Source organism: Pandoraea sp. NPDC090278 (assembly GCF_044772185.1).
In the GTDB taxonomy this organism is placed as follows: domain Bacteria; phylum Pseudomonadota; class Gammaproteobacteria; order Burkholderiales; family Burkholderiaceae; genus Pandoraea.
This window is the reverse complement of sequence record NZ_JBIVYJ010000005.1, coordinates 265,338-292,280: the sequence shown is the minus strand read 5'-3', so window position 1 is coordinate 292,280 and position 26,943 is coordinate 265,338. Positions and strand designations below refer to the sequence as shown.

Sequence of the window (26,943 nt, the reverse complement as noted above, 5' to 3'; positions counted from 1 at the left end):
ATAGCGCTGAGCTTCAACCGCAGGCAAGGACATCTTGCCGCGTCGGCTGGTTCCCCATAACACGCGCGCCTCGAATGCTAGTCGAGAGCGTGCGCCACGGTTGTTACAAGTTGTTAGCGCTACGCCGGGTTGTCCCGGTGCGCCCCGACAGAGCGAGAGAGCCATATGGAAGTCGCCCAAATCAATGAAGTGCTGCGTGGCATCGTCGACCCGGATACGGGCCTGGACCTGATCGCCGGAAAGTACGTGAAGCAGGTCGCGGCCGAGCACGGCCACGTCGGTATTCAGATCGAGTTCGGTTATCCCGCCAAAAGCCAGTTCGAAGCGATGCGCACGCGTATTACCGAAGCCGTCGGCAAGCTGCCCGGGGTCGAGCGCGTGGCCGTCGAAATCGGCCAAAAGATCGTAGCGCACACCGTACAACGCGGGGTGAAGCTCCTTCCCAATGTCAAGAACATCGTGGCCGTTGCCTCGGGCAAGGGCGGCGTGGGCAAGAGCACCACGGCCGTGAACCTCGCGCTTGCGCTGGCGGCCGAAGGCGCGAATGTCGGCATTCTCGATGCAGACATCTACGGCCCGTCGCTGCCGACGCTGCTGGGTATTCACGGCAAGCCGGAGTCGAAGGACGGCAAGACCCTCGAACCGATGAGCGGTCACGGCCTGCAGGCGAGTTCCATCGGCTTCCTGATCGAGCCGGACAATCCCATGGTCTGGCGTGGCCCGATGGTCACGCAGGCGCTAGAACAACTGCTTAACCAGACCAACTGGCACGATCTCGACTATCTGATCGTCGACATGCCGCCGGGCACCGGCGACATCCAGCTCACGCTCGCGCAGAAGGTGCCGGTCACGGGCGCGGTCATCGTGACCACGCCGCAGGATCTGGCGCTGCTCGACGCGCGCAAGGGTCTCAAGATGTTCGAGAAGGTTGGCGTGCCGATTCTGGGCCTGATCGAGAACATGAGCCTGCATATCTGCTCGAACTGCGGTCACGAGGAGCCGATCTTCGGCGTGGGCGGCGGCGAACGCATGAGCCATGATTTCGATGTCGATCTGCTGGGCAAGTTGCCGCTGGAGATGAGCATCCGCGTGCACGCGGACGCCGGTATGCCGAGCGTGGTGGGCGACCCGGACGGCCGTGTGGCCGAGCTGTACAAGGCCATCGCCCGCAAGGTCGCGGTGAAGATTGCGGCGCGCCAGAAGGACATGACGAGCAAATTCCCGTCGATCGTCGTGCAGAACACGTAAGGGAGGCATGAAGGCGGGGTAGGCACGTCACAAAGCCCGTCGGGCCGGGCTGGAAGGCCCGGCGCGGGGCGCTGCGAGTGAAAACATCACCGCACCGCAACATTCGCGTAAAATATGCCCACTTTTTACGTACTACCCCAATTCAGGCCCACACATGAGCATCAAGTCCGATAAATGGATCCGTCGTATGGCCGAGGAGCACGGCATGATCGAGCCCTTCGAGCCGTCGCAGATCCGGTATTCCCAGGACGGGCAAAAGATCGTCAGCTACGGCACGTCGAGCTACGGCTACGACATTCGCTGTGCGCCTGAATTCAAGGTCTTCACGAACATCAACTCGACGATCGTCGATCCGAAGAACTTCGACGAGAAGTCCTTCGTCGACGTCGAGAGCGATGTCTGCATCATTCCGCCGAACTCGTTCGCGCTCGCGCGCACCGTCGAGTACTTCCGCATTCCGCGCAGCGTACTGACCGTGTGCCTGGGCAAGTCGACGTATGCCCGCTGCGGCATCATCGTGAACGTAACGCCGTTCGAACCCGAATGGGAGGGCTACGTGACCCTGGAATTCTCGAACACGACGCCGCTGCCGGCCAAGATCTACGCCAACGAAGGCGTGGCTCAGGTGCTGTTCTTCGAATCCGACGAAGTCTGCGAGACGTCGTACAAGGATCGCGGCGGCAAGTATCAGGGACAGCGTGGTGTCACGCTGCCGAAAACCTAGCCTGATACGTTAACTCGCCGCCGGTGAGCACCCCACACATCGCAATGCCCCAGAGCCACGGCCATGTCGGACCGTGGCTCGTTCTTTTGTCGAAGGAACGCCAATGAAATTCCGTTTTCCGATCGTCATCATCGACGAGGACTTCCGCTCCGAAAACATCTCCGGGTCCGGGATTCGCTCTTTGGCGGAGGCTATCGAAGCCGAGGGCATGGAGGTCAACGGCCTCACCAGCTACGGCGACCTGACCTCGTTTGCGCAGCAGGCGAGCCGCGCGTCGAGCTTCATCCTGTCCATCGACGACGACGAGTTCGGCACGTTCTCGAGCGAAGCGGGCGGTGAAGGCGAGGGCGAACTCGCGCTGGCCATCATCAACCTGCGTGCGTTCGTGCAGGAAGTGCGCCGCCGCAATCCGGATATTCCGATTTTCCTGTACGGCGAGACGCGCACGTCGCGCCACATCCCGAACGATATCCTGCGCGAGTTGCACGGCTTCATTCACATGTTCGAAGACACGCCGGAGTTCGTGGCGCGTCACATCATCCGTGAAGCGAAGTCGTACCTGGACTCGCTGCCGCCGCCGTTCTTCCGCTCGCTCACGCACTACGCGGCCGACGGTTCGTACTCGTGGCACTGCCCGGGACACTCGGGCGGCGTGGCGTTCCTCAAGAGCCCGGTCGGTCAGATGTTCCACCAGTTCTTTGGCGAGAACATGCTGCGCGCCGACGTCTGCAACGCCGTGGAAGAACTCGGCCAGTTGCTCGACCACAACGGTCCGGTGGGCGCGTCCGAGCGCAACGCTGCGCGCATCTTCAACGCCGATCACCTCTTCTTCGTGACGAACGGTACGTCGACGTCGAACAAGATCGTCTGGCACGCCACGGTGGCGCCGGGCGACATCGTCGTGGTCGACCGTAACTGCCACAAGTCGATCCTGCACGCGATCACCATGACGGGAGCCGTGCCGGTGTTCCTCACGCCGACGCGTAACCACCTCGGCATCATCGGTCCGATCCCGAAGTCGGAATTCGAGCCGGACGTCATTCGCGCCAAGATCGAAGCCAACCCGTTCGCCCGCGAAGTGCTGGAACGCGACCCGAACGCCAAGCCGCGCATTCTGACGATCACGCAAAGCACGTACGACGGTGTGATCTACAACGTCGAAATGATCAAGGACGTGCTGGGCAACAACATCGACACGCTGCACTTCGACGAAGCCTGGCTGCCGCACGCGGCGTTCCACGAGTTCTACCGCGACATGCACGCTATTGGCGAAGGTCGTCCGCGTTCGTCGGAAGCGACCATCTACGCCACGCACTCCACGCACAAGCTGCTCGCAGGGATTTCGCAGGCGTCGCAGATCGTGGTGCAGGAATCGGAAGCGCACAAGTTCGATACGTACCGTTTCAACGAAGCGTATCTGATGCACACGTCGACCTCGCCGCAGTACGCGATCATCGCGTCGTGCGACGTGGCCGCCGCCATGATGGAGCCGCCGGGCGGCACCGCGCTGGTCGAAGAGTCGATTGTCGAAGCGCTCGATTTCCGCCGTGCCATGCGCAAGGTGGACCTGGAGTACGGCGATTCGTGGTGGTTCTCGGTCTGGGGCCCGGAGAATCTGGGCGACGAGGGCCCGATCCAGCGCGAGGACTGGGTGCTGCGCGCGAACGACCGCTGGCACGGCTTCGGCGATCTGGCCGACGGTTTCAACATGCTCGACCCGATCAAGGCGACGATCATCACGCCGGGGCTGGACGTGGGCGGTGAGTTCGGCGAGAGCGGCATCCCGGCCGCCATCGTGACGAAGTATCTGGCCGAGCACGGCATCATCGTGGAGAAGACCGGCCTGTACTCGTTCTTCATCATGTTCACGATCGGCATTACCAAAGGCCGCTGGAACTCGATGCTGACCGAGTTGCAACAGTTCAAGGACGACTACGATCACAACCGTCCGCTGTGGCGTGTGTTGCCGGAGTTCGTGGCGCAGTTCCCGCGTTACGAGCGCATCGGTCTGCGGGATCTGTGCGATCAGATCCACAGCGTGTACAAGGCGGCCGACGTGGCGCGTGTGACGACCGAGATGTACCTCTCGGATATGCAACCGGCGATGAAGCCGACGGACGCCTTCTCGAAGCTGGCGCACCGCCAGATCGACCGGGTGCCTATCGACGAACTCGAAGGCCGCGTCACGAGCGTGCTGCTCACGCCGTACCCGCCGGGCATTCCGCTGTTGATCCCGGGCGAGCGCTTCAATGCCGCGATCATCGAGTACCTGCGTTTCGCGCGCGACTTCAATGAGCGCTTCCCTGGCTTCCACACCGACATTCACGGTCTGGTGGTCGAAGAAGTCGACGGCCGTCCCGAGTACTTCGTGGATTGCGTGCGACAGTAAGTCCGGCGCGGCCGAAGCCTTCGGCCGACAAGCGTCATAAAGAGACGGCCCCATGTGAAAGCATGGGGCCGTTTTTTTCGGGCCCGACGAGTAACGTCGCGGTGGTCTCGTCGCATACGCCGATTGGCGATGTGCAACTTACGTAATCCGCTCATACGCGATGCCGTCGCAACCTCAATTGCTGCAATTCCCCATAAACATCTGTGAATTCCCGCGAAAATCTCGCAAACGTCCGTGGTATGGCCTAAAACGATAATTTGGTGGTTGGACTCGAACACGTCACTTTTGGGATTTTTCCCATCATTTTCTTGGGATGTCATTGCTACACTCGTCGCATTTTTCGAGTGGGAGGAGAGGTCATGGACGTCACGAGGGAACTGGTGTTCAGCACCTACGGCACACTCGTCTGCGCCACGCTGGTGTTGCTGCTGGGGCGCAAGCTTGTCGAATGGATCGCGCCGCTGCGCACGTACAGCATCCCCGAGCCGGTGGCGGCGGGCCTGCTGGTGGCGCTCGGCACGCTGGCGATGCGCCAGTTCGGACATTTCGAGCTGCGGTTCGACACCTCGCTGCAAGGCCCGCTGATGCTGGCGTTCTTCGCGACTATCGGCCTGTCGGCGAATCTCGCGAGCCTTCGGGCGGGCGGTAAGCAACTGGTGCTATTCGTGGGTGTCGTGGCGGGCATGCTGATCATGCAGAACGCCATCGGCGTCGGGCTGGCGGTCTCGATGGGGCTGGCACCGGGCATCGGCTTGCTGGGTGGTTCCATCACGCTCGCGGGCGGGCATGGCACGGGCGCAGCCTGGGGCGCGACGCTCACCACGCGCTACGGCGTGCAGTCGGCACTCGAAATTGCGATGGCGTGTGCCACGTTCGGGCTGGTGATGGGCGGTTTGTTGGGCGGGCCGGTGGCGCGCTATCTGGTCGGACGCCGTCTCGGCGGCAAAGTCCCCGACCTTGAGGCGACGAAGGATGCTGCACCTGAGGGCTTCGAGCAACCGCATACGGTGCGTCTGATCACGGCGCAGGCGTTGATCGAGACAGTGGCGATGATCGCGATCTGTCTGCTCGGTGGCGAGCTGATCGCGACAGGGCTGTCGGATACGCCGTTCGAATTGCCGACGTTCGTCTGCGTGCTCTTTACGGGCGTGCTCGTGCGCAACCTGCTCTCGCTTGTCCGCTACGAAGTCTTCGACCGTTCGCTGTCTGTGCTGGGGAACGTGAGTCTGTCGTTGTTTCTCGCGATGGCGCTCATGGCCCTGCGACTGTGGGACTTGTCGACGCTGGCCGTGCCGATGATCGTCATTCTCGTGACGCAGGCAGTGGCGATGGCGGCGTACGCGATCTTCGTCACGTTCCGCGTGATGGGCAGCAACTACGACGCGGCTGTGCTCGCAGCAGGTCACTGCGGCTTCGGGCTGGGCGCGACGCCGACGGCGATTGCCAACATGCAGGCGGTGACGGAGCGCTTCGGCCCGTCACACCTCGCCTTTCTGATCGTGCCGATGGTGGGGGCGTTCTTCATCGACATCCTGAACGCGCTCGTCATCAAGGGCTTCCTGTCGTTGCCGTTGTTCTGACGACGCGATTCGTCCGGTTCATAAAAGATGGCCGCCACCGAGTCATTGGTGGCGGTGTCTGACGCCTTCGCAAACACGCCTTTGCAGACGTTTCCTGCAGAAATGTGCTAAAAAACGAAAACGTTTTCGAATAATAAAGAAAACAATCCGGCGTGTAGAACGCAAGTAAGTGCTCCTCCCCAACGTGGATCAAAAGAGCGTGCTAAGATTTGCGAATATCGAAAACGTTTTCGAGAATTGAAACATGACCCCCGATGCTCGCCAAACAGGCGAACGCTCGGACACAGTTACTGGAGGTAGGAACATGGCCTGGATCGGACGCGAATTGCGATCGACGATCGACGAGAGCGGCACGCTCGTTCTCTCGTTGGATCAAGTTGAATTGACGGAACCTGGTGATGATGAAGTCGTCGTGCAGGTCGAGGCGACGCCAGTCAACCCCAGCGACATAGGGCTGCTGCTGGGACCGGCAGATTTGTCCCACATCGAGCCCCCGGTTGGCTCGCCATTGACGACCCTCAAGCTGACCGTACCGCCGGCGCGGCTCAAAGCAGTCGCTGGACGGATCGGCCAGTCGCTGGCCGTAGGGAATGAAGGTGCGGGTACGGTTATTGCGGCGGGCAAGAACGCAGTCGCTCTCCAAGGCAAGCGGGTCGGCATGTATGGCGGTGCGATGTACGCCGATTACCGCAAGATCAACGTGAGTGATGTCATCACGCTTCCTGACGGTGCTAGCGCCGCCGATGGCGCCTCAATGTTCATCAATCCGCTCACCGCGCTCGGCTTCGTCGAAACCGCTAAGCGAGAAGGCCACAAGGCCATTGTCCACACCCCTGCAGCATCCAATCTCGGCCAGATGCTGCAACGGATTTGCCTCGCCGACGGCATCCCGTTGGTCAACATCGTTCGTTCCGAAGAACAGGCCGCACTTATGCGGAGCATTGGTGCAACGCACGTGCTGAACAGCAAGGACGAGGATTTTGTTGCGCAGCTGACTGAAGCAGTTGCAGAGACAGGTGCCACCATCGCTTTTGACGCGATCGGCGGCGGAAAGCTCGGAAGTGACATCCTGCGGGCGATGGAGCGTGCCGCCGCCCGGACGCCAGGCGCATAAAGCCGCTACGGCACCACGGTGTTCAAGCAACTCTACATTTACGGCAGCCTCGACACTGCGCCGACGATGCTGGACCGCTCCGCGCTGGGCTATGCCTGGAGCGTTTCGGCATGGCTGCTTTTTCACTATTTGCCAAAGGTCGGACCGGAGGTCGCTCAGCGTTTTCGCCAGCGTGTGGCCAATGAACTGACCACCACTTTTGCCAGCCCCTACACACGCACCATCGGCCTGGCTGAAGTGTTACAGCCCGAGATGCTGCGCGCCTTTGACCGCAAGGCGACGGGCGAGAAATTCCTGATCGATCCCAGCCGGGGCTGAATTCTCTTTCAAGCGGAACCGGCCTTCTTATTTACATGAAAACCTCGCTAGCGAGGTATGGAGAATCAATATGACGAATCTGGTGAAAATCGTGCGCTTTCATGAGAAAGGTGGCGCGGACGTACTGCGTATCGACGAACTGCCGCTGCCTGAGCCTGGCCCCGGCGAGGTGCGCCTCAGGGTGAAGGCGATCGGCCTGAACCGTGCCGAAGTGATGTTCCGCGAAGGTCAGTATTTCCTCGAGCCGAACTTCCCCTCGAAGCTCGGCTATGAGGCATCGGGCATCGTCGAGGCTGTAGGCCCGGGCGTCGATGCGGCTCTCGTCGGCAAGGTACGCTCGACAGTGCCTGCCTTCCCGCTGAACCAGTACGGGGTCTATGGTGAAGTGGCGATTGTTCCCGCCGCTGCGCTAGCGGCTTACCCGGAGTATCTGTCCTTCGAGCAAGGTACGAGCCTCTGGATGCAGTACATCACCGCCTACGGCGCGATCGTGCACAACGGCCGCGTAGCTAAGGGGGACTATGTCGTTCTGACCGCAGCTACAAGCTCGGTCGGCATCGCCGCGACGCAGATCGTCAAGGCCGAAGGCGGTATCGTGATTGCGACCACTCGCGGCGCCGACAAGCGCGACGAACTCCTGGCCGCAGGTGCCGACCATGTGATCGTGACCGATGAAGAAAAAGATGTCGCTGCACGCGTTCTGGAAATCACCAACGGCGTCGGCGCGAAGATCGTGTTCGATGCCGTCGCGGGTTCCGGCATCCTCGAACTCGCCAAGGCCATGGCGCGCGACGGACTCATCATGGTCTACGGTAATCTGGCTCCCGAACCGACCCCCTTCCCGATCTATGAAGCCTGGGGGCAGGGTGCCCAGGGCAAGCCCTTCAAGATGATGGGTTATACGATGTTCTCGATCACGGGCGATCCCGAAGCGCTCAAGAACGCCGAGCGCTACGTGTATGAAAAGCTCGACAGCGGCCAGTTGAAACCGCGCATCGATCGCACATTCCCGTTCTCGCAAATTGCAGATGCACATCGCTACATGGAGAAAGGCCAGCAAGTCGGGAAAATTGTGGTTGTGCTCTAACGCACAGCATCGCCTTTAGAACTCGTGAAATAAAAAATGCCACCCGAGGGTGGCATTTTTCATTGCTGAGCGCCGAAAGACGCCGAAGCCGCTTACTTCGCGAGCTTCGCACGTGCTGCGGCAATCGCACGCTGCACCTGCGCCGGGGCGGTGCCGCCGATGTGGTTGCGGCTGGCGACGGAGCCTTCGAGCGTGAGGTATTCGAAGACGTCTTCCCCGACGAGCGGCGAGAACTTCTGCAGTTCGGCGAGCGAGAGATCGGCCAGATCGATGTCGCGATCCGAGCAAATCTTCACCGCGTGGGCGACGATCTCGTGGGCGTCGCGGAACGGCAGACCCTTCTTCACGAGGTAGTCGGCCAGATCGGTGGCCGTGGAGAAGCCTTGCAGCGCTGCGTTACGCATATTGGCTTCGCGCACCTTGATGCCCGGCACCATGTCCGCAAAGATGCGCAGCGTGTCGATCACGGTGTCGACCGTATCGAACAGCGGCTCCTTGTCTTCCTGATTATCCTTGTTGTACGCGAGGGGCTGGCCCTTCATCAGCGTAAGCAGGGCGATCAGATGGCCATTGACGCGGCCGGTCTTGCCACGCGCCAGTTCCGGCACGTCCGGGTTCTTCTTCTGCGGCATGATCGAGCTACCCGTGCAGAAACGGTCGGCCAGATCGATGAAGCCCACGCGCGGGCTCATCCACAGCACCAGTTCTTCCGAGAAACGCGAGACGTGCGTCATCACGAGCGCGGCGGCAGCGGTGAATTCGATGGCGAAATCGCGATCCGACACGGCGTCGAGCGAGTTCGTGCAGACTTCTTCGAAGCCCAGCGTTGCGGCCACGCGCTCACGGTCGATCGGATAGCTCGTGCCTGCGAGGGCGGCAGCGCCCAGCGGCAGGCGGTTCACGCGACGACGCACGTCGAGCATGCGCTCGGCATCGCGGCTGAACATCTCGAAGTAAGCCATCAGGTGATGACCGAACGTCACCGGCTGTGCGACTTGCAGGTGGGTGAAGCCCGGCAGGATCGTGGCGCTGTGCTGTTCGGCCAGATCCAGCAGCGCACGGCGCAGATCGCCGAGGTGCGTGCCGATGTTGTCGATCTCGCTGCGCAGCCACAGGCGGATGTCGGTCGCGACCTGGTCATTACGCGAGCGGCCCGTGTGCAGGCGCTTGCCAGCATCGCCGATCAGCGCGGTCAGGCGGGCTTCGATATTGAGGTGGACGTCTTCGAGATCCAGTTGCCACTCGAATTGACCGCCTTCGATTTCGCCGCGAATCTGCGTCATGCCGCGCTGAATGTCGGCCAGATCCTGTGCGCTGATGATGCCTTGCGCCGCCAGCATGTCGGCGTGGGCGAGCGAGCCTTCGATGTCGAACAGCGCGAGGCGCTTGTCGAAGAACACCGACGCGGTATAGCGCTTGACGAGATCGGAAACGGGTTCGGAAAAGCGTGCCGACCAGGCTTCGCCTTTCTTGTGGAGTTGGGAGGTCATTGTCGTAGCGTGGCCAAACGTGGAACGTAGCGGAACCGTGGCAAAGCACGGCAAACCGCGATTATACAACCGCCGCGCCCGGGCTACGACTGCCGGGCGCGGCGATCTTGTCCGTGCGGTTTAGTGGGACGCGGCCGCCATCGAGAGCGTCCAGATACGCGGCGGGGCCGACAGGCACAGGCCTGACGTCGCTTCGTCGAACGCCGCCCGTTGCAGCGCTTCGAGCTTCGCCGCGCGGGCGATGCGCTCGCGGGCCTGATGAATGCGCGCCAGACGTGTCGGGTCGTCCGGCAGGGCGCACAGACGGCCGAGGTCGTGCAGCAGCGACGTGCCGAGCTTGTCGAGCGCCGGACGCAGGCGCGTGCCAAGGTCCACCGGCTCGCCCGGCGCATGGCCGTCGCGCGTCCAGCGGGCCAGCAACGCCGTCTGCACGAGCTTGCCAGCGTCGATCTGGAGACGGAAGAAGGTACGGGCCTGAGCAGGCATGAGGCCGTACTGCGGGGCCTGCTCGCCCATGCTATCGAGCAATGCCTGCTCGCGCGCCGTGTCTTGCACGGCTTTGCCCGAACCGTACTTGTTACGCGCCACGGCTTCGCTGATCGCCAGCCGCTTGAGAATGCCGTTCATCAGCGGATCGAGCACCGGGTCGACGACAGGGCGCGGCTTTGCTTCGCGTGACGGATGGGCGGGTGCACCCGCCATCGCCTGCGACACCAGCCGCACCGCGAAGCCGCGTACGCCATGCGGCGCGGCTGCCAGCGTGTGCGAGGGCGGGGCGTTGACATTCGGCTCAGCCGACGATGGCTCGGAGGTTTCGGTCGCTAGGGCCGGGTTGGCATACGCCACATGCGTAGCCGCACCCAATCCCAGCAGGGCAGAAGTGACGAACAACGTTGCCCGTCGTGTGAAGGTTGCGTGTCTGGATCGCCCGATCGAATCGGTATGCATGATGGTTGCCCCCCGGCAATCTGGTCGAATGGGTCGAAATATAACGTCCTATCGGACAACTGTCGTTGGGGAGATTCCCAAGGAGCGGCACGCCGCCTGGCCGTGCACCCCCACGCAAACTGCCTGCACCGGCGCGCAGACGGGGCCGGTGCAGGGGACATCGACGTCGGATCAGCCCGTGTTGCGAAGGCCCGCTGCGATGCCGTTGATCGACAGATGGATGCCGCGACGCGCCCGCTCGTCCGACTCTCCGGCGCGGTGACGACGCAGCAGCTCGACCTGCAAGTGATTGAGCGGGTCGAGGTACGGGAAGCGGTTCTTGATCGAGCGCGCGAGCATCGGGTTGTCCGCCAGCCGCTCGTCGTGACCGGTAATCAGCGCCAGCGCCTGCGACGTGCTCTGCCACTCACCGACGATCCGGTTGAACACACGCTTGCGCAGCTTTTCGTCGGCCACCAGCTCGGCGTAACGCGATGCCACGGCCAGATCCGTCTTGGCGAGCACCATGTCCATGTTCGAGAGCAGGTTGGCGAAGAACGGCCAGCGCTTGACCATCTGGCGCAACGTCTCGAGACGCTTGTCGCGCCCGGCGGCGTCCGCCTTGCTGCCATCGCCATCCAGATATGCGCTCACAGCGCTACCGAACCCGTACCAGCCGGTGAGCAGCAAGCGGCACTGCCCCCACGAGAAACCCCAGGGGATCGCACGCAGGTCTTCGATCCGACGGTTCTTCGGATCGGAGAACTTGCGCGACGCCGGACGCGAGCCGATGTTCAGCTCGGCGATTTCGGCAATCGGCGTGGCCGAGAAGAAGTAGTCGGTGAAGCCCGGCGTTTCGTAGACCAGATCGCGATACGCGCTGAAGGCCGTATCCGAGAGCGCCTGCATGACCTGCTCGTACGCGGCCAGACGCGGCGGTTGATTCAGACTCGGCAGCAGCGTGGCCTCGAGCGTGGCGGCGACGATGGTCTCCAGATTGCGGCGTCCGATCTCCGGGTTCGCGAACTTGCTGGCGATGATCTCGCCTTGCTCCGTCAGACGGATCTGACCGTTCACGGTGCCCGGCGGCTGCGACAGAATGGCCTGATAGGTCGGGCCACCGCCACGGCCGACGGTGCCGCCACGGCCGTGGAAGAGGCGCAGACGAATGCCCTTTTCCTCGAACAGATGCACCAGCGCCAGTTCGGCCTTGTACAGCTCCCAGTTGGACGTGAGGAAGCCGCCGTCCTTGTTGCTGTCGGAGTAGCCGAGCATCACTTCCTGCTCGCCGCCTTGCTGGGTCACGACGTTCGACATGCCGGGGATGTCGAAGAACTCCCGCATGATGACGGGCGCGTTGCGCAAGTCGGCAATCGTCTCGAACAGCGGGATGACCATCGGGCCGACCTTCGACGCGATGGCCTTCGCACTGTCGCCGTCGCTGTCGAGCGCGCCCTGAAAGAGTCCCGTCTCCTTTTGCAGCAGCATCACTTCGACCAGATCGCTCACGGTTTCCGTGTGCGAAATGATGTAGTTGCGCACCGCGCGTGCGCCGAAGCGGGCGCGGATGTCGCGCGCCGCCGAGAAGACGGCGAGTTCGTCGCGGGTGCGCTGCGAGTAGTCCAGGTACGGCGAGAAGAGCGGACGCGCCTCGCGCAGTTCACGCAGCAGCAGCGCAAGCTTTGCGTTCTCGTCGAGTTTGGCGTAATTGGCTTCGACGCCAGCCTTCGCGAACAGCTCCGCAATGACCGCTTCGTGAATGTCGGAGCTTTGACGCAGGTCGATGCTCGCGAGATGGAAGCCGAACACTTCGGCGGCACGCACGAGCGGCCCGAGCCGCTGCGAGACCAGCGCGCTGCCGTGGTGGGCCATGAGCGAGGCGACGACCGTATTCAGGTCGGAGATGAACTCGCTGGCGTCGTGATACGGGCTGGCGTTGCCGACGGCGCCGCGATGCGGCACGTGGCCGACCCAGTCGCGTGCGGTCGCGGCCAGTCGCGCGTACACGCCGATGAGGGCGCGTCGATAGGGCTCGTCGGTGCGGTGCGGCGAGTCGTCCGGCGAGCGTCGGGCCAGCGTGAGCAGGGCGTCGCTGGCACCGGCGAGCAGTTGCGAGACGGACAGCTCCGCGCCCAGCAAGTGCACCTCTTCGAGGTAATGCGCAAAGATTTCCGTGGCCTGACGCGTGATCGCCAGTTGCAGCGTCTGCGCCGTCACGTTCGGATTGCCGTCGCGGTCGCCGCCGATCCAGCTCCCCATTTGCAGGAAGCGCCCCAGTCCCTCTGAGCGCACGCTCGGCACGGCGTCGTGCAGTTCGGCGGCCACGTCGTCGTACAGCGCAGGGATTTCGGACAGGAACGTGCTGCGGTAATACGACAGCGCGTTTTCGATTTCGTCGGCCACCGTCAGACGAGAGCTACGCAACATGCGGGTCTGCCACAGCGTCGTGACGTACGCGCGCATCGAATCGGTGTTGCGCGACGACTCGCGCTCCGTGAGGGCGTCGTCACGATGTTCCAGCAGACGGGCGATTTCGCGCTCGGCGTCGAGAATGCTCTTGCGCTGAACTTCGGTCGGGTGCGCAGTGAGCACCGGCACAATGAGCGCGCTGGCGAAGAAGGCTTGCAGCGTGGCGGGGTCGTCGCGTCCGGCGTCTTTCAGGCTTTGCAGCGCGGCGCTCAGGCTGCCACGCTGGGCGCGGCTGCCCGCCAGCGCATGCACGCGACGGCGGCGATTGTGGTGGCGGTCTTCGGCGATGTTTGCCAGGTGCGAGAAGTAGCTGAAGGCGCGCACGACCTGAATGGCCTGCTCGTTGGTCAGCCCGTTGAGTAGCGAATCGAGCGCTTTGGCGGCGCTGCGGTCGCCTTCGCGGTGAAAGCGCACCGCATTCTGGCGGATGGTTTCGACCAGATCGAAGGCGTCGCTGCCTTGTTGCTCGCGTAGCACGTCGCCCAGCAGGCGGCCGAGAAAGCGGATGTCCTCACGCAGCGGCGCGTCCTTGTCCTCACGCGAGCGGCGCGCTTTGGGCGCCGTAATCGCGAGTGAGGTGGAGATGGACTTGTCCTGCCCGTTGGCCTTCTGGCCCGAGCGCTTGGATGGGGGGGATGAAACCGCGGCTGCTGCCTTCGCGGGGGACGTCTTGCCGACCGACTTGGCCAGGCCCTCTTTCGGGGCTTTTGCCTTTGCGCTGCTCTTCATGTCGCTCCTCTCGAGACCAGCCGTTCGGGCCGGTCAAGCGTGTTACCATTTTTTCTTTTGGTCTTCACGCGGTTGCTGAATGAACTTCGCTTCTCCTGAAACCCTGGTGATCGCATCGCGCGAGAGCCGTCTTGCCATGTGGCAAGCCGAACACGTGCGTGACGCGCTGCACAAATTATATCCGCAGTGTCACGTGAGTATTCTCGGAATGACCACTCGCGGTGACCAAATTCTCGACCGTTCGCTCGCGAAGGTCGGCGGCAAGGGCCTGTTCGTCAAGGAACTCGAACTGGCGCTGGCCGACGGCCGCGCCGATCTCGCCGTCCACTCCCTGAAAGACGTGCCGATGCAACTGCCGGACGGCTTCACGTTGGCCGCTGTGCTTGAGCGCGAAGACCCGTGCGACGCCTTCGTCAGCAACGATTACGACAGCCTCGACGCATTGCCCGCCGGGGCGGTGGTCGGCACTTCGAGCCTGCGCCGCGAGGTGAGCCTGCGCGCACGCTATCCGCATCTCCAGGTCGCGCCGTTGCGCGGCAATCTGGACACCCGTCTGGGCAAGCTGGACCGGGGCGACTTTGCGGCGATCATCCTTGCAGCAGCAGGCCTGAAGCGCCTTGGGCTGGGTAGCCGCATCCGCGCCATCATCCCGACCGAAGCGAGCCTTCCAGCCGCCGGTCAGGGGGCACTGGGCATCGAGGTGCGCGCCGGACGTCCCGAAATCGTGCAATGGCTCGCACCGTTGCACGATGCCAACACTACGCTGGCAGTCAGCGCCGAGCGCGCCGTCTCGCGTGCGCTGGGCGGCTCGTGTCAGGTGCCGTTGGGTGCTTACGCCGAGTTCTCGCCGCAGGGCGAGCTGGCGCTGCGTGCCTTCATTGCGTCGACGGACGGGGCGACCGTGCTTCGTGCGCAAGGCGCCGGGCGCATCGCACAGGGTGACGTGGCAGGTGCCGAGGCGCTGGGGCAGCGCGTGGCGCAGGAACTGATGGACGGGGGCGGGTTGGCGTTGGTGCCGCCGTCCGAGCCGAAGGACGCAGCCGTTTGACGTCGCGCGCGCCGCGTGCGGCGGCTCCGTCCTCAGTTGTCGATGCCGCTGCTGGCACCGACCTTCGGGCCGTCGCATCGCCGGTCGCGCCGTGCGCGATCCTGACGCGGCCGGACGGACAGGCGCAGTCGCTGGCCGCTCGGCTGCACGCCGAGGGCATCGATACGCGCGAATTTCCGCTGTTGCACATTGCGGCGCAGGCCGATCCGGCCGCGCTTGCGGCGCTGGACGATGCGCTGCGGTCGCTGACGTCGTACGCGCTGGCCGTCTTCGTCTCGCCTAACGCCGTTGTGCACGCGCTGTCGCGGCGGGTGCAGCTGCACTCCCCTGGCGGTAGGGCAGACGGTGGCGAGACCACCGTCCGCTGGCCCGAGACGCTGCCAGTGGCCGTCGTCGGCCCGGGCAGCGCGCAGGCGCTGGCCGACGCGGGTATCGCGGCACCGGCGCATCGCGTGATCGTCCCGCCGGGCGGCCCCGAGGCCCGCTTCGACTCGGAAGCATTGCTCGAACAACTGGATCTGCCAGCATTGGCCGGTCGTCGTGTGCTGCTGGTGCGCGGGGACGGCGGGCGCGAGTTGCTGGCCGACACGCTGCGGGCCAATGGCACGCAGGTCGATATCGTGAGCGCGTACACGCGTCGGGCCCCCGAACCGGACGCCGCCACGTGGGCCGCACTCGAAGCCCGGCTCGTCACGCCACAGCGGTGCGCGTGGGTGCTGACCAGCTCCGAAGCGGTCCGGCATCTGAGCACACTGTTGGCTGCACGCTACGGCACCCGCGACGGCGTGCATACGCCGGGCACCCCGCAGGTGCTCGCGCAGATCCTCAGTGCACCGTGCTTTACATCGCATACCCGTATCGCGGATGCCGCGCGCTCCGCGGGGTTTGATAGGATTACGCAGTGCGCGCCCGGCGACGACAACTTGCTGGCCGCACTCAAAACATGGGCGGATCCCATTCAAGTCAAGCATGACGACAGATAATCGCGTTCCAGAGTCTTCCCAGAACCCGTCGGCGTCGACCGGCCCGACGGCCCATTCCACAGCGACCGGCGGTGCTACGTACAGCACGGCTGGCAGCCCGCCCGCGTGGCAGCCACCCGAGCCGCCGCAGAAGCGTCGCGGCTCGGGGGCGGCGCTACCCTGGCTGCTCTTCGTGCTTGTCGCGGCGGGGGCTGGTATCGGCGGCTGGTCGCTCAACCAGAAGCTCGACCGCGTGCAGCAGGAAATGGCGCGCCGTCAGCAAACGGGCGACGCGCAGGTCATGCAGGCGCAGGTACGCACCGCGCAGGCGCTCGATAATCAGCGCGATCTCCAGAACCGCCTCACGGCGCTGGAGGGACGTGTTTCCGACGCTCGCGGCCAGCAGGCCGCGCTCGAACAGCTCTATCAGGAACTCGCGCACAACCGCGACGAATGGGTGCTGGCCGAGACCGAGCAGATCGTCACGAGTGCGAATCAACAGCTTCAACTGACGGGCAACGTGCGCGGTGCGCTGATTGCGCTCGAAGGGGCGGACGCGCGTCTGGCTCGCACGGGCGCACCGCAACTCGCCGGTGTGCGTGATGCGTTGAAGAAGGACATCGACCGTCTGAAGGCCGTACCGGCCGCCGATCTGCCGCAACTCACGGGCAAGCTCGATCAGGCCATCGCTATGATCGACACGCTGCCGTTGCAGGCCGAGGAGCAGCGCGTGGCACCGAAGGCCGATGGCACCGGCCCTAGCGGCGCGGGCGAGACCGGCTGGACGGCGACGTGGCACCGCCTGAGCGGTGAAATGCTCGGCAGCCTGAAGCAACTGGTACAGGTGCGCCGTCTTGACGATCCGGACGTGATGCTCGTGGCGCCTGAGCAGGGCGCGTTCCTGCGCGCAAACCTGAAGCTGCGTCTGCTCAATGCGCGTCTGGCGCTGCTCGCGCGCAACGCGTCGGCCGTGCACAGCGATGTGCTGGTCGCGGAAGCTGCGCTCGACAAGTATTTCGATGCCAAGTCGCGTCGCATCGCCGCCGTCAAAACGCTGCTCGATCAGGTCGATTCGGGCTCGCGCACCATCGAACTGCCGACCCTTGACGCCAGCCTGACCGCCATCGGTCAGGTCAAGGACGTCAAGGAAAAGCCGTAAGGAGCCGGGCATGCGAGGACTGATCTGGTTGACGCTCCTATTCGCGGTAGCGGCCAGTTTTGCGGTGCTGGCGACGTTCAATCACGGACAGGTGGTCATGCTGGTGCCGCCGTACCGTATCGACGTGTCGCTGAACCTGTTCGTGCTGGCGTTGCTGGCCTTGTTCGTGGCGCTGTACGTGATCATTCGCGTGCTGCGCAACATCTACAAGATGCCGGAACGCGTGGCTGCATATCGCAATCGCCAACGCAGCCGTCGTGCGAACATCGCACTGCGCGACGCCGTGGCGAATCTCTTTGCGGGACGTTATACACGTGCAGAGAAGGCAGCGCGCGAAGCGGCCGAGCAGGACGACAATCGGGGCGTGGCCGCGATCATCGGTGCGCGTGCGGCGCATCGCATGCGCGAGTTCGCACGACGCGATGCGTGGCTGACGGAAGCGCAAGGGGCCAATCTCGAAGAAGCGCGCTTGTTGCAGACGGCCGAATTGCGCGTCGACACGCGCGATGCCGAGGGCGCGCTCGAAGCGCTGACGGAAATGCGTGCGCAGGGCGCACGCCGCATGCAGGCGCAGCTCGTCGCGCTGCGTGCTCATCAGCATCTCAAGCACTGGCCCGAGGTGCTGAATCTGCTCAAGGTGCTGGAAAAGCGCGAGGCGCTGCATCCGGCATTGGCCGCGAAGCTCAAGCAGACGGCCAGCGAGGGCATTCTGCGCGACCATCGTCACGATGCGGACGCATTGCTCAAGTGCTGGCAAGAACTGCCTGCCGACTCGCGTACGTCAGCGCGGACTGCCGACGTTGCCGCCGAACTGCTGATTTCGCTGGATCGTCCGCGTGAAGCGCGCGACATCGTCGAAGCTGCGCTGGCCGAGCATTGGGATGGCCGTCTGCTGCGCCGTTATGCCGAGTGCGCCGGTGCCGACGCCTTGCCGCTCATCCAGAAGGCGGAAGCGTGGCAGCAGCGTCATCCGAACGATCCCGATCTGCTCTACGCGCTGGGCAAGCTGTGCCAGCATCAGCGTTTGTGGGGCAAGGCGCAGACGTTCCTCGAAGGGGCGCTGCGTCACACGGACGACCGGCATCTGCAACAGCGTCTGCATCTGGCGCTCGCACAGCTCTTCGAAGGGCTGGGGCAGATGGATCAGGCGAATCGTCACTACCGGGCTTGCGCCACGGCGTGAATATTACCGGGCCTGTAACGGCCCGGTTCACACAGCGTTTCCTAAGCGCCCGCGTACAGCGGGCGCTTACGTTTTTGATGCCGCCTACGCACCGGCAAGCGCATTCAAGGCGTTGCGGATTCTCTCCTTGTTCTCGGCATTAAAGAGTGTTGAGACGCTATTCGTTACGGTGACGATCGCGCCTTTCCAGCGCTTCCCTTCGATCGTTGCCAGATCTATGTGCGACGTCAGTTTTTCGGTGACGGACGCACGGGCCTCCTCCGTCGCTATGCCTTTCAGAAATCCTTCCAGTGCCCTTAGCCGAATCTGATCGTCGTCGCGCGAGACGATGCGAGGGTAGGCATACAGGATCTTAGCGATGTCGGCATGGGCGCTCGCTATATCCTCCGCCTTATCGGGAGGGTTCGACGAGAGCGCGTTGACGAACCTCGACATGTCGCTAGGGGAAAAGGATGGATTGCCTTGCCCCACCTCGCCGAGCGCGTGCTTCCAGACGTTATAGCGATCGGCTTTCGGCACCAACGACATCTCGAATGCCACGATCCGAGCGGCGAGTTCGGGGGCGAATGTCGATTCGATGGCGCTGTACTTTCCCCATAGTCCCGTGATGAGCGCGAGACAGGTTTCCGGGCGATCCTTGATTTCGCTTGAGGCGAAATTGAGAATGTGATTCGCCGTTTCTAAATTGACGGCCTTGTCGTAGATATTGCTAAAGAACTCTCCGACTCTACCTTTCACCGTACCTTCATCGAACGGATTGCCCTTAGGAGACACAAGTTCTGCAAAGACCTTCTCGGTCGCGATCATCGATGACTTTGCGTCCTTTTCCTGCTTGGTGCGCGGGAAATCCTGTATCGCATCAAAGAATACGCCCAGTGTTTTCGGGGAAAGTGGGGACGCGGTGTTGAGCTTCATGAGAAAGAGTTGCGTCCATTCTTTTGACAGGCGATCTGGTATTTGCATTTTTATCGCCTTCAACGTTTTTCGAAGCTGGTTCAGATCGGCATTTGTTGGCTCGTCTGCGTTGGCGGTGATCGGCAACGCCTTCAATTGGACGGGCGCGTCGGTGCGGCTCGCCGTGCGAGTGTCCGAATGCCCTGTTTCGATACTACTGCCGGTCTGGGACGCCCGAGTCAGCGAGGCGGAGATCTCAGCGTGAGTCTGGTTTTGAGGCGTGGTCGCGCCGGTGTTCGTTTCCGTCTGCGCAGCAAGGGTGTTCGGTGAGGTGGCCGTCGGGGAAATTTCCATCATGAACTCCTTGAGTTCGTTGGGAGGGATTTCATCGTGCGCTCCATCGTTGGTGAACACCTTTGCTTTTCGACCACGATCCTGACCAGTTTTCGACGCGGTGAGCGAATCCTGCAAAGCCACGTGGCGGCCGCTCAATCCATCATCGTGACCTTGTAGTCGTCCATCACTTCCGCAAGCGCTTCGGCCATCGTTCCGGCCAGATCGTCGAAGCCACAGCGACGGCATGTCGAGCGCAGATCGTCGAGTAGCTGAGCGGATTCGTCGGGCGAGAACGTGAGATACGCGAAGTCGGCGCGCGCCATGACGATCTCGATCAGATGTTCGAGCAGTGCTCGCGCATCGCGCTCGGGCATGCTGTCGACGCGGTCGGAAATCGCATCGATGGTGTCGTACATGTCGCCGCTGTGCAGCCGTTGATCGGGATGCACGATGGCCCGCGCGACGGTAGCCATCGCGTTGCTGGGAACGGATTTGAGCAATGCGTCCGTGAGGTCGCGCCATCCGCCGTTAATGACGAAATTGCGCGAGGCGCTCACGACTGCCAAAGCGGCGGGTCGCTGTTCGGCCTCCGTCAGCAGCGCGATGAACCTGGCCATCGGCACGAGACGCTGCGCGCGCGGACAAGCCTTCGAACGTTCCACTGCCGCGAGCAAATCGCCCCACGCGGCGGCGCGTGTGTCGACAGGCATATCGGCAATCGCGTGCAGTCGATGCGCAATCAGATGCTCGATGCTGGCGGACGTCGACGTTTGCGCGAGCGCTTGCGCACCGTCGCCGGAGAGCTCGTCGAAGGTCAGGAGCATCGCGCGCGCCGCAATCGCTGTCCGGTCTTCAAAGCGATACGTCAGGGCGACGACGCGCTCGAAGGCCGTCGTCCAGCTCTCTTGCGACTGCTCGGCTTCCAGACGTCGCAACAAGCCTTCCATCACTTGATGTGCATCGGCGTAGGGACTTTTGTCGAGCACCGCTTCAATGGCGCGAGACTCCAACGTTGCGAACCAATCCGAGGCCTGCGCCGCCGGATCGCCAAGAATCAGCAGTGCTTTGCGCAATACGTGATCGGGAACCGGTGGGCTGATGCGATACGAGATGCCGGACATCGACGGCTTAGGTTCGAGCGCCGGAATCTCGTGCAGTGCGGCACGACGCTTCCAACGCGATAGATGGGAGGACTCGTCAACGCTGCCGAACGCTGTGGAAGCATCTCGCTTTCCTATGGCGCGTGTCGGCGTCGTTGTTTCCTCGTTCTCCGTTGGAACGACATCGAATACGCCGGAAAGATCGCAGGGCCATTCCGATCGCGCGATGACAGACGACGGCAACGAAGGCGGCGCTGAACTCGGCACCATTGGCCGCATGAGCCAGGGTGGGCTAAGCGGTCGCTGTAGCGTCTGCCAGAAATCGCGGACGAAGGTCTGTGTAGGCGTGTCGGGCGCGGTCGTGCTGGACGACGCGCCTGTGGCGAGGGTTGCGGACGCCGTCGTTGTCGTATCGCCGTTGACGCAAGCGTGGCCGGACGGCGCGGTAGGGCTGTGACGCTGTGTAGGGAACAAGCGCGGACTCCTTGTCTGGAAAAAGGCAGCCCGCACTGTGCCGCATTGCCCGGCGTAGCACTTTGTCGCTGTGATCAGGACTTTGCGGAATGAGCCGCTTAGGCGAATTGCACTACGCGTTAGCGGCAAACGACGCAGATGACTTACTCGATGGCGGTCGCCTCGTTGCCCGAGCTTTGACGCAACGGCAATTCCGGCAGTCGCGCGAGGGCGACGATGGCGAGTGCTGCGATCAGCGCACTACCGCCAAAGAATGCGCCGAACGCCAGTCGTAGATGATCCTCCATCCCGGCGGGGGCACCGCCCGGGCGCAGGAAGTCGGTCAACTCGCGCGGTGCGCTACCGTTGTCGCCTGCCACCAGCAGGCCGACGATTAGCGCGCCGAACATCGCCACGCCGATCATCCCGCCCAACGCGCGGAAGAACGCATGCGCGGCGGTGGCAATGCCGATGTCGCGCGGCGCGACGGCGTTTTGCGTCGCCACGGTCATGACCGGCATGGCCGAGCCGAAGCCGATGCCCACGAGGCCGAGGCAAATGCCGATCACCGTGAGCGGCAGCGACTGCACGCCGAGCGCGATGATCGCGAGCCCGGCGAACGCCACCGGCAAACCGATCTGCGGCGGACGCTTGTAATGCCCAGTCTGACGCATGTAGTGACCGGAACTCAGCGCACCGACCACAATGCCCAGCAGCGGCAGGATCAGCATCAGGCCCGAGCTACTGGCCGACTCGCCACGCTGCAATTGCAGATACAGCGGCACGTAAATGCCGATGCTGATGTTGACCATCATCACCAGCACGGCCATCGTCGACGTCATACGAAACACCGGGTTGGCGAGCAGGGCGACCGGCAGCAACGGCTCGCGCACCGTGCGCTGATGGCGAAGGAATACCGCGCCGACGATCACCGTCGCGGCGACCAGCCCGCCGATCTCCGCCGACAGCCATGCGTAGCGGTGTCCGCCCCATGTGAGCGCCAGCAGCAGACAAACCGTCGACACGATCAGCAGCAGTGAGCCGAGGTAATCGATGCTCGGCTTGCCGACGCGTCGCGGCAGGCGTCGCAGCGCACGGTCGCTCAGATGGATCGCGAGCAGGCCGAGGGGGATGTTGATCCAGAAGATGAGCGTCCAGTTGAGGTACTGGGCGAACACGCCGCCGGTGACGGGCCCGGCCACGCCGGAGACCGCGAACATCCCCGAGATATAGCCCTGATAGCGACCGCGCTCGCGTGGCGAGACGATATCGGCGATCACCGTGTTCGATAGCGCGATCAATCCGCCGCCGCCCAGCCCTTGCACACCGCGCGCGACGATCAGCGCGAGCATCGAAGGGGCGAGTGCGCACAATACCGATCCGACCAGAAAGACGGCGACGCTCGCGGCGATGACGACACGGCGTCCGAACAAATCCGAGAGCTTGCCCACGACGGGCGTAATGGCGGTGGACGAGAGCAGGTAGGCGGTGACGACCCACGAGACGGCATCGAAGCTACCCAGATCTCGCGCGATGGTCGGGAGTGCGGGCGCGACGATGGTCTGGTCGAGAGAGCCCAGAAACATGATGAGCAGCAGGCCGGTGAGGATCGATTTGACCTCGGCGGGAGTGAGCGAGACGCCGGCCGGCGGCGTCTGTGAGTCGTTGGCGGACATGCGAGCGGAGAAAGACGAATGCTTGGGGGAGCAAAAAACAAGCCGCCCCGGCAGGGACGGCCTGATTCACGCGAAACGTGCCAAACATGTTACTCCCGCGAGCGCCACGCGGCCAGAAGCCCCGTAGCGCCTCGGTCTCGACGATTGAGACGGCGTTTTGTCAGATGATCTGTCTCACCTGCTACTGGTTCACCAGCCGCGCAGGCACTGCGAGCGTGAGCAAGCCGCCCAGAATCATGAAGACGGTGAGCAGGAACATGCCGCTGTTGGTGCTCTGCGTGGCGTCCTTGAGGAACCCGATCAGATACGGGCCGACGAAGCCCGCCAGATTGCCCAGCGAGTTGATCATCGCAATCCCGGCGGCCGCTGCCGTGCCACCGAGGAACGCCGTCGGCAGACTCCAGAACAGCGGCAGCACGATCATGATGCCCATCGTGGCGAGCGTGAGCGCGACCATGGCGAGTTGCGTGTTGTGGCTCCACACCGTCGACAGGAACAGACCGATTGCGCCGAGGAACGCGGGAATCGCGATGTGCCAGCGACGCTCGCCCTTCAGGTCCGAACGGCGTCCGACCGCGACCATCGCAATGACCGCGAAGAAGTACGGAATGGCCGTCAGCAAACCGATCTGCAACGGATCGGTCACGCCGGTCGTCTTGATGATCGTCGGCAGCCAGAAGCCCACACCGTAGAGGCCGATCACGAACGAGAAGTAGATCAGGCTCATCATCCACACGCGCGGGCTCGAGAACACCTGGCGCAGAGGCAGGTCTTCCTTGGTGAGCACGTCGCTCGCGATGTTGCGCTCAAGCATCGACTTCTCGGCGTCGTTCAGCCACTTGGCGTCGCGAATCCGGTCATCGAGCACGAACAGCACCGCAATGCCGATGATCACCGACGGAATCGCTTCGATCAGGAACATCCACTGCCAGCCCGCGAGGCCGTTCACACCGCTCATGTCCTTCAGGATCCAGCCCGAGAGCGGACCGCCGATAAGACCCGAGAGCGCCACGGCCGTCATGAACCATGCCGTCATGCGCCCGCGCCGCGAGGCCGGATACCAGTAGGTGATGTAGAGAATGATGCCGGGGAAGAAGCCCGCCTCGGCCACGCCGAGCAGGAAGCGCATGACGTAGAACATCGACGGCGTGGTGACGAACATCGTCGCGCCGGAGATGATGCCCCACGAGATCATGATCCGCGCGATCCACACGCGCGCGCCGACGCGATGCAGGATCACGTTGCTCGGCACTTCGAAGATGAAGTAACCGATGAAGAAGATGCCCGCGCCGAGACCGAACACCGTCTCGGAGAATTGCAGGTCGCCCACCATCTGCAACTTGGCGAAGCCCACGTTCACGCGATCGAGATAAGCGACGACATAGCAGAGCAGCAGAAACGGAATCAGCCGCCAGCCGACCTTGCGGTAGGTGGCCGCTTCAAAGTCCGCCGAGGCCGCATCGGCCATGGGCGAGGGGGGCGTCGGAACGCTGTTCATACGGATCTCCTCCGGTTTGACGTTGTGTTGTCTATCGTTATGTTGTGGTGCGACAACTACGGGTGCTACGGACTACTGGAAACGGTATGGGCGCAGATGGATGGGGCTGCGCTAGATGCAGCGGCCGCCGTCGACTTCGAGACATACGCCGGTGATGAAGGCGGCGTCGTCGCTGGCGAGATAGAGGCACGCGTTGGCGATGTCCTGCGGCGTGGAGAAGCGGCCGAGCGGAATGCCTGCGAGGAATTTGGCGCGGTTCTCGGGCGTATTCGGCACGCCCATGAATTCGGCGGTCAGGCCCGTGTCGCCGATGACCGGATTCACGCAATTGACGCGAATGTTCTGCGGGCCGAACTCGGCGGCCATCGCCTTGCTCGCGGTGATCACCGCACCTTTGCTGCCGTTGTACCAGACGAGGCCCGGGCGCGGGCGCACGCCCGCCGTCGACGCAATGTTGATCATCACGCCGCCGCCGTGTTGCTGCAAGTAGGGGATGACGGCGCGTGCGCTCCAGAAGATGCTTTTGACGTTGACCGCATAGACGCGGTCGAACTCGGCTTCGGTGACTTCGAGCAGTGGCTTGTTGCGGTGCGTGGTGCCCGCGTTGTTCACGACGACATCGAGTTTGCCGAAGCGCGCGACGGCCTCGGTAAGCAGCGTGACGTGATCTTCCTCGCGCGACACGTCACCGTAGACGAACACCGCACGTCCACCCGCCTCGACGATCTCCCCGACCACACGCTCGCCCGCTTCACGATTCAGATCGTTCACGATCACCGCCGCGCCTTCGCGCGCAAACGTCTTGGCAATGCCTTCGCCGAATCCCGATCCGGCGCCCGTCACGATAGCCACTTTCTCTTGCAAACGCATGCCTTGTCTCCGAAGTACGAAGTAAACGGGAGGGAAGCGAATTACCCGTGCCGGATGGCGACGGTCTTGAGCGTAGTGAATCCGTAAAGGGCTTCGAACCCCTTTTCGCGGCCGTGGCCGGAGTGCTTCATGCCGCCGAAGGGCAGTTCCACACCGCCGCCCGCGCCGTAATTGTTGATGAAGACCTGACCGGCGCGAATGTCGCGGGCGAGGCGCATCTGACGTGCGCCGTCGCGCGTCCAGACACCGGCGGCGAGGCCGTAGAGCGTGCCGTTGGCGAGTCGTACGGCGTCCGCTTCGTCGGCAAACGGCATGGCCGCGAGCACCGGACCGAAGACTTCCTCACGTGCGAGACGGTGCGTGTCGGGGACATCGCGCAGCAGCGTGGGGGCCTGATAGAAGCCCGCCTCCGGTGCGCTACCGACGACTTCGCCCTGCGACATCACGGCAATCCCGTCGTGCTGTGCTTCGGACAGGAAGTCCCACACACGTTGTTGCTGCTTCGCGTTGATGAGTGGACCGAGGTCGAGGTCGTCATGCGACGGCCCGACGCGCAGATGCGCGAACGCTTCGGCCAGTCGCGCGAGGACGCTCTCGTACATGTCGCGCTCCACCAGCAGACGACTGCCCGCAGAGCAGGTTTGCCCTGCGTTCTGCACGATGGCGTTGACGACGACCGGCATCACGGCGTCCAGATCGGCATCGGCGAAGATGATCTGCGGTGACTTGCCGCCGAGTTCGAGCGTCACCGGCGTGTGGTTCTCGGCGGCCATCTGCGAGATCAGCGTGCCGGTGGCTGGCGAGCCGGTAAACGAGATGTGATCGATGCCCGGATGCCTTGCCAGCGCTGCCCCGGCTTCGGCCCCGTAGCCCGTCACGATATTGAGTGCACCCGGCGGCAACCCGGCTTCGAGCGACAGCTCCGCCACGCGCAGTAGCGAGAGACACGCGTCTTCCGCCGGTTTGACGACGCAGGCGTTGCCCGTCGCGAGCGCGGCGGCCACACTGCGTCCGAAGATCTGCAACGGGTAATTCCACGGAATGATGTGACCGGTCACGCCGTGCGGCTCGCGTACCGTGAACACGGTGAATCCCTGCTGATAGGGAATCGTCTCGCCGTGCAGCTTGTCGGCGGCCCCGGCGTAGAACTCGAAGTACCGCACGATGGCGGCGGCGTCGGCGCGGGCCTGCTTGAGCGGCTTGCCGGTATCGCGGGCTTCGAGTTGGGCGAGTTCTTCCTGATGACGGGCGAGAAGACTGGCGAAGGCGTAAAGCGTGCGGCCACGCTCGGCGGCGGCGGTACGGCCCCAGTCACCGTTGAAGGCGGCGCGCGCCGCGCTCACGGCGCGGTCGATGTCTTCGGCGTCGCCACGGGCGATTTCGGTGAAGGGCTGGCCGTCGGAGGGATCGATGACGGCAATGACGGTGTTGGCCGTATTGGCAGACAGCGGGGACATCGCAGAAACACCACCGCGCTTGGCGGGGGCGACCCAGCGATTGCCGATGAAGTGTGTAGCTTCGGGCATGTCGACTGCACCTCGTGTGAAGGGTGGGGCCATTATCACTTAACTCACGAGGGCGTTGACCGTCGTATAGGTCGCATCCGCATAAACACCTAAAATGAGCGCATTGCAATTAAAGATATTTTATTGCAATTTTTTCTCGCCTATCCTTGATCACATCGAATCG

General features: G+C 63.3%; 21 protein-coding genes. 12 read left to right on the top strand and 9 right to left on the bottom strand.

What is annotated here, in order from left to right:
- Positions 1-165 precede the first annotated feature (165 nt).
- From apbC to ACIQWO_RS19085, 7 genes are all read left to right on the top strand, one after another.
- Positions 166-1,248 (top strand): iron-sulfur cluster carrier protein ApbC, encoded by a 1,083-nt coding sequence (apbC, locus tag ACIQWO_RS19115; RefSeq protein ID WP_150577481.1) that lies wholly within the window; start codon positions 166-168, stop codon positions 1,246-1,248.
- 154 nt (positions 1,249-1,402) lie between these two features.
- On the top strand, positions 1,403-1,972 hold the full coding sequence (gene dcd, locus ACIQWO_RS19110; protein ID WP_039373928.1) for a dCTP deaminase: 570 nt from the start codon (positions 1,403-1,405) through the stop codon (positions 1,970-1,972).
- Between the two features lie 103 nt (positions 1,973-2,075).
- Positions 2,076-4,361 (top strand): Orn/Lys/Arg decarboxylase N-terminal domain-containing protein, encoded by a 2,286-nt coding sequence (locus ACIQWO_RS19105; RefSeq protein WP_402827512.1) that lies wholly within the window; start codon positions 2,076-2,078, stop codon positions 4,359-4,361.
- Positions 4,362-4,720: 359 nt separating this feature from the next.
- Positions 4,721-5,941 (top strand): sodium/glutamate symporter, encoded by a 1,221-nt coding sequence (gene gltS, locus ACIQWO_RS19100; protein ID WP_402827509.1) that lies wholly within the window; start codon positions 4,721-4,723, stop codon positions 5,939-5,941.
- 304 nt (positions 5,942-6,245) lie between these two features.
- Entirely contained in the window at positions 6,246-7,055 is an 810-nt protein-coding gene (locus ACIQWO_RS19095; RefSeq protein WP_402827506.1) for a zinc-binding dehydrogenase, read from the top strand.
- Between the two features lie 18 nt (positions 7,056-7,073).
- Positions 7,074-7,373, top strand: coding sequence for a hypothetical protein (locus ACIQWO_RS19090; protein ID WP_402827503.1), 300 nt, complete (start codon positions 7,074-7,076; stop codon positions 7,371-7,373).
- Positions 7,374-7,443: 70 nt separating this feature from the next.
- On the top strand, positions 7,444-8,460 hold the full coding sequence (locus ACIQWO_RS19085; protein ID WP_402827500.1) for a zinc-dependent alcohol dehydrogenase family protein: 1,017 nt from the start codon (positions 7,444-7,446) through the stop codon (positions 8,458-8,460).
- A 92-nt stretch (positions 8,461-8,552) separates the two neighbouring features.
- On the opposite strand, the gene argH is transcribed toward ACIQWO_RS19085, so the two are convergent.
- The 3 genes from argH to ppc all read right to left on the bottom strand — a co-directional run bounded on the left by argH (position 8,553) and on the right by ppc (position 14,075).
- Positions 8,553-9,950: an argininosuccinate lyase gene (gene argH / locus ACIQWO_RS19080; protein WP_039399986.1), complete on the bottom strand. Its 1,398-nt coding sequence runs from the start codon at positions 9,948-9,950 to the stop codon at positions 8,553-8,555.
- A gap of 120 nt (positions 9,951-10,070) precedes the next feature.
- Positions 10,071-10,841 carry a gamma subclass chorismate mutase AroQ gene (gene aroQ / locus ACIQWO_RS19075; protein WP_402827497.1) on the bottom strand — a complete coding sequence of 257 codons (771 nt, stop codon included), beginning with the start codon at positions 10,839-10,841 and terminating at the stop codon, positions 10,071-10,073.
- A 228-nt stretch (positions 10,842-11,069) separates the two neighbouring features.
- Positions 11,070-14,075, bottom strand: coding sequence for a phosphoenolpyruvate carboxylase (ppc, locus tag ACIQWO_RS19070; RefSeq protein WP_402827494.1), 3,006 nt, complete (start codon positions 14,073-14,075; stop codon positions 11,070-11,072).
- Positions 14,076-14,154: 79 nt separating this feature from the next.
- On the opposite strand from ppc, the gene hemC reads away from it, so the two are divergent.
- Genes hemC through ACIQWO_RS19050 form a run of 4 tightly spaced genes read left to right on the top strand, consistent with a single transcriptional unit; the run spans position 14,155 to position 18,427 of the window.
- Entirely contained in the window at positions 14,155-15,123 is a 969-nt protein-coding gene (gene hemC, locus ACIQWO_RS19065; RefSeq protein ID WP_402827491.1) for a hydroxymethylbilane synthase, read from the top strand.
- Positions 15,120-16,106 (top strand): uroporphyrinogen-III synthase, encoded by a 987-nt coding sequence (locus ACIQWO_RS19060; protein ID WP_402827488.1) that lies wholly within the window; start codon positions 15,120-15,122, stop codon positions 16,104-16,106. The genes hemC and ACIQWO_RS19060 overlap by 4 nt, the downstream gene beginning before the upstream one ends.
- Positions 16,093-17,244, top strand: coding sequence for a uroporphyrinogen-III C-methyltransferase (locus tag ACIQWO_RS19055; protein WP_402827485.1), 1,152 nt, complete (start codon positions 16,093-16,095; stop codon positions 17,242-17,244). The genes ACIQWO_RS19060 and ACIQWO_RS19055 overlap by 14 nt, the downstream gene beginning before the upstream one ends.
- A 10-nt stretch (positions 17,245-17,254) precedes the next feature.
- Positions 17,255-18,427, top strand: a complete 1,173-nt coding sequence (locus tag ACIQWO_RS19050) for a heme biosynthesis HemY N-terminal domain-containing protein (protein WP_402827482.1) — start codon at positions 17,255-17,257, stop codon at positions 18,425-18,427.
- An 84-nt stretch (positions 18,428-18,511) separates the two neighbouring features.
- Here the strand turns inward: ACIQWO_RS19050 and ACIQWO_RS19045 are convergent, their stop codons facing one another.
- A complete protein-coding gene (locus ACIQWO_RS19045; RefSeq protein WP_402827479.1) occupies positions 18,512-19,813 on the bottom strand; it encodes a hypothetical protein in 1,302 nt (433 codons plus the stop codon).
- Entirely contained in the window at positions 19,810-20,778 is a 969-nt protein-coding gene (locus ACIQWO_RS19040) for a hypothetical protein (protein ID WP_402827476.1), read from the bottom strand. Before ACIQWO_RS19040 ends, ACIQWO_RS19045 begins: the two co-directional genes overlap by 4 nt.
- A 205-nt stretch (positions 20,779-20,983) precedes the next feature.
- On the opposite strand from ACIQWO_RS19040, the gene ACIQWO_RS19035 reads away from it, so the two are divergent.
- On the top strand, positions 20,984-21,214 hold the full coding sequence (locus tag ACIQWO_RS19035; protein WP_402827473.1) for a hypothetical protein: 231 nt from the start codon (positions 20,984-20,986) through the stop codon (positions 21,212-21,214).
- Positions 21,215-21,374: 160 nt separating this feature from the next.
- Here ACIQWO_RS19035 and ACIQWO_RS19030 read toward each other — a convergent pair whose 3' ends face one another.
- From ACIQWO_RS19030 to ACIQWO_RS19015, 4 genes are all read right to left on the bottom strand, one after another.
- Positions 21,375-22,886: an MDR family MFS transporter gene (locus ACIQWO_RS19030; RefSeq protein ID WP_402827470.1), complete on the bottom strand. Its 1,512-nt coding sequence runs from the start codon at positions 22,884-22,886 to the stop codon at positions 21,375-21,377.
- A 181-nt stretch (positions 22,887-23,067) separates the two neighbouring features.
- Positions 23,068-24,384 (bottom strand): MFS transporter, encoded by a 1,317-nt coding sequence (locus ACIQWO_RS19025; protein WP_402827467.1) that lies wholly within the window; start codon positions 24,382-24,384, stop codon positions 23,068-23,070.
- Between the two features lie 111 nt (positions 24,385-24,495).
- Positions 24,496-25,254, bottom strand: coding sequence for an SDR family oxidoreductase (locus ACIQWO_RS19020; RefSeq protein ID WP_402827464.1), 759 nt, complete (start codon positions 25,252-25,254; stop codon positions 24,496-24,498).
- A gap of 41 nt (positions 25,255-25,295) precedes the next feature.
- On the bottom strand, positions 25,296-26,780 hold the full coding sequence (locus ACIQWO_RS19015) for an aldehyde dehydrogenase family protein (RefSeq protein ID WP_402827461.1): 1,485 nt from the start codon (positions 26,778-26,780) through the stop codon (positions 25,296-25,298).
- Between the last annotated feature and the right edge of the window lie 163 nt (positions 26,781-26,943).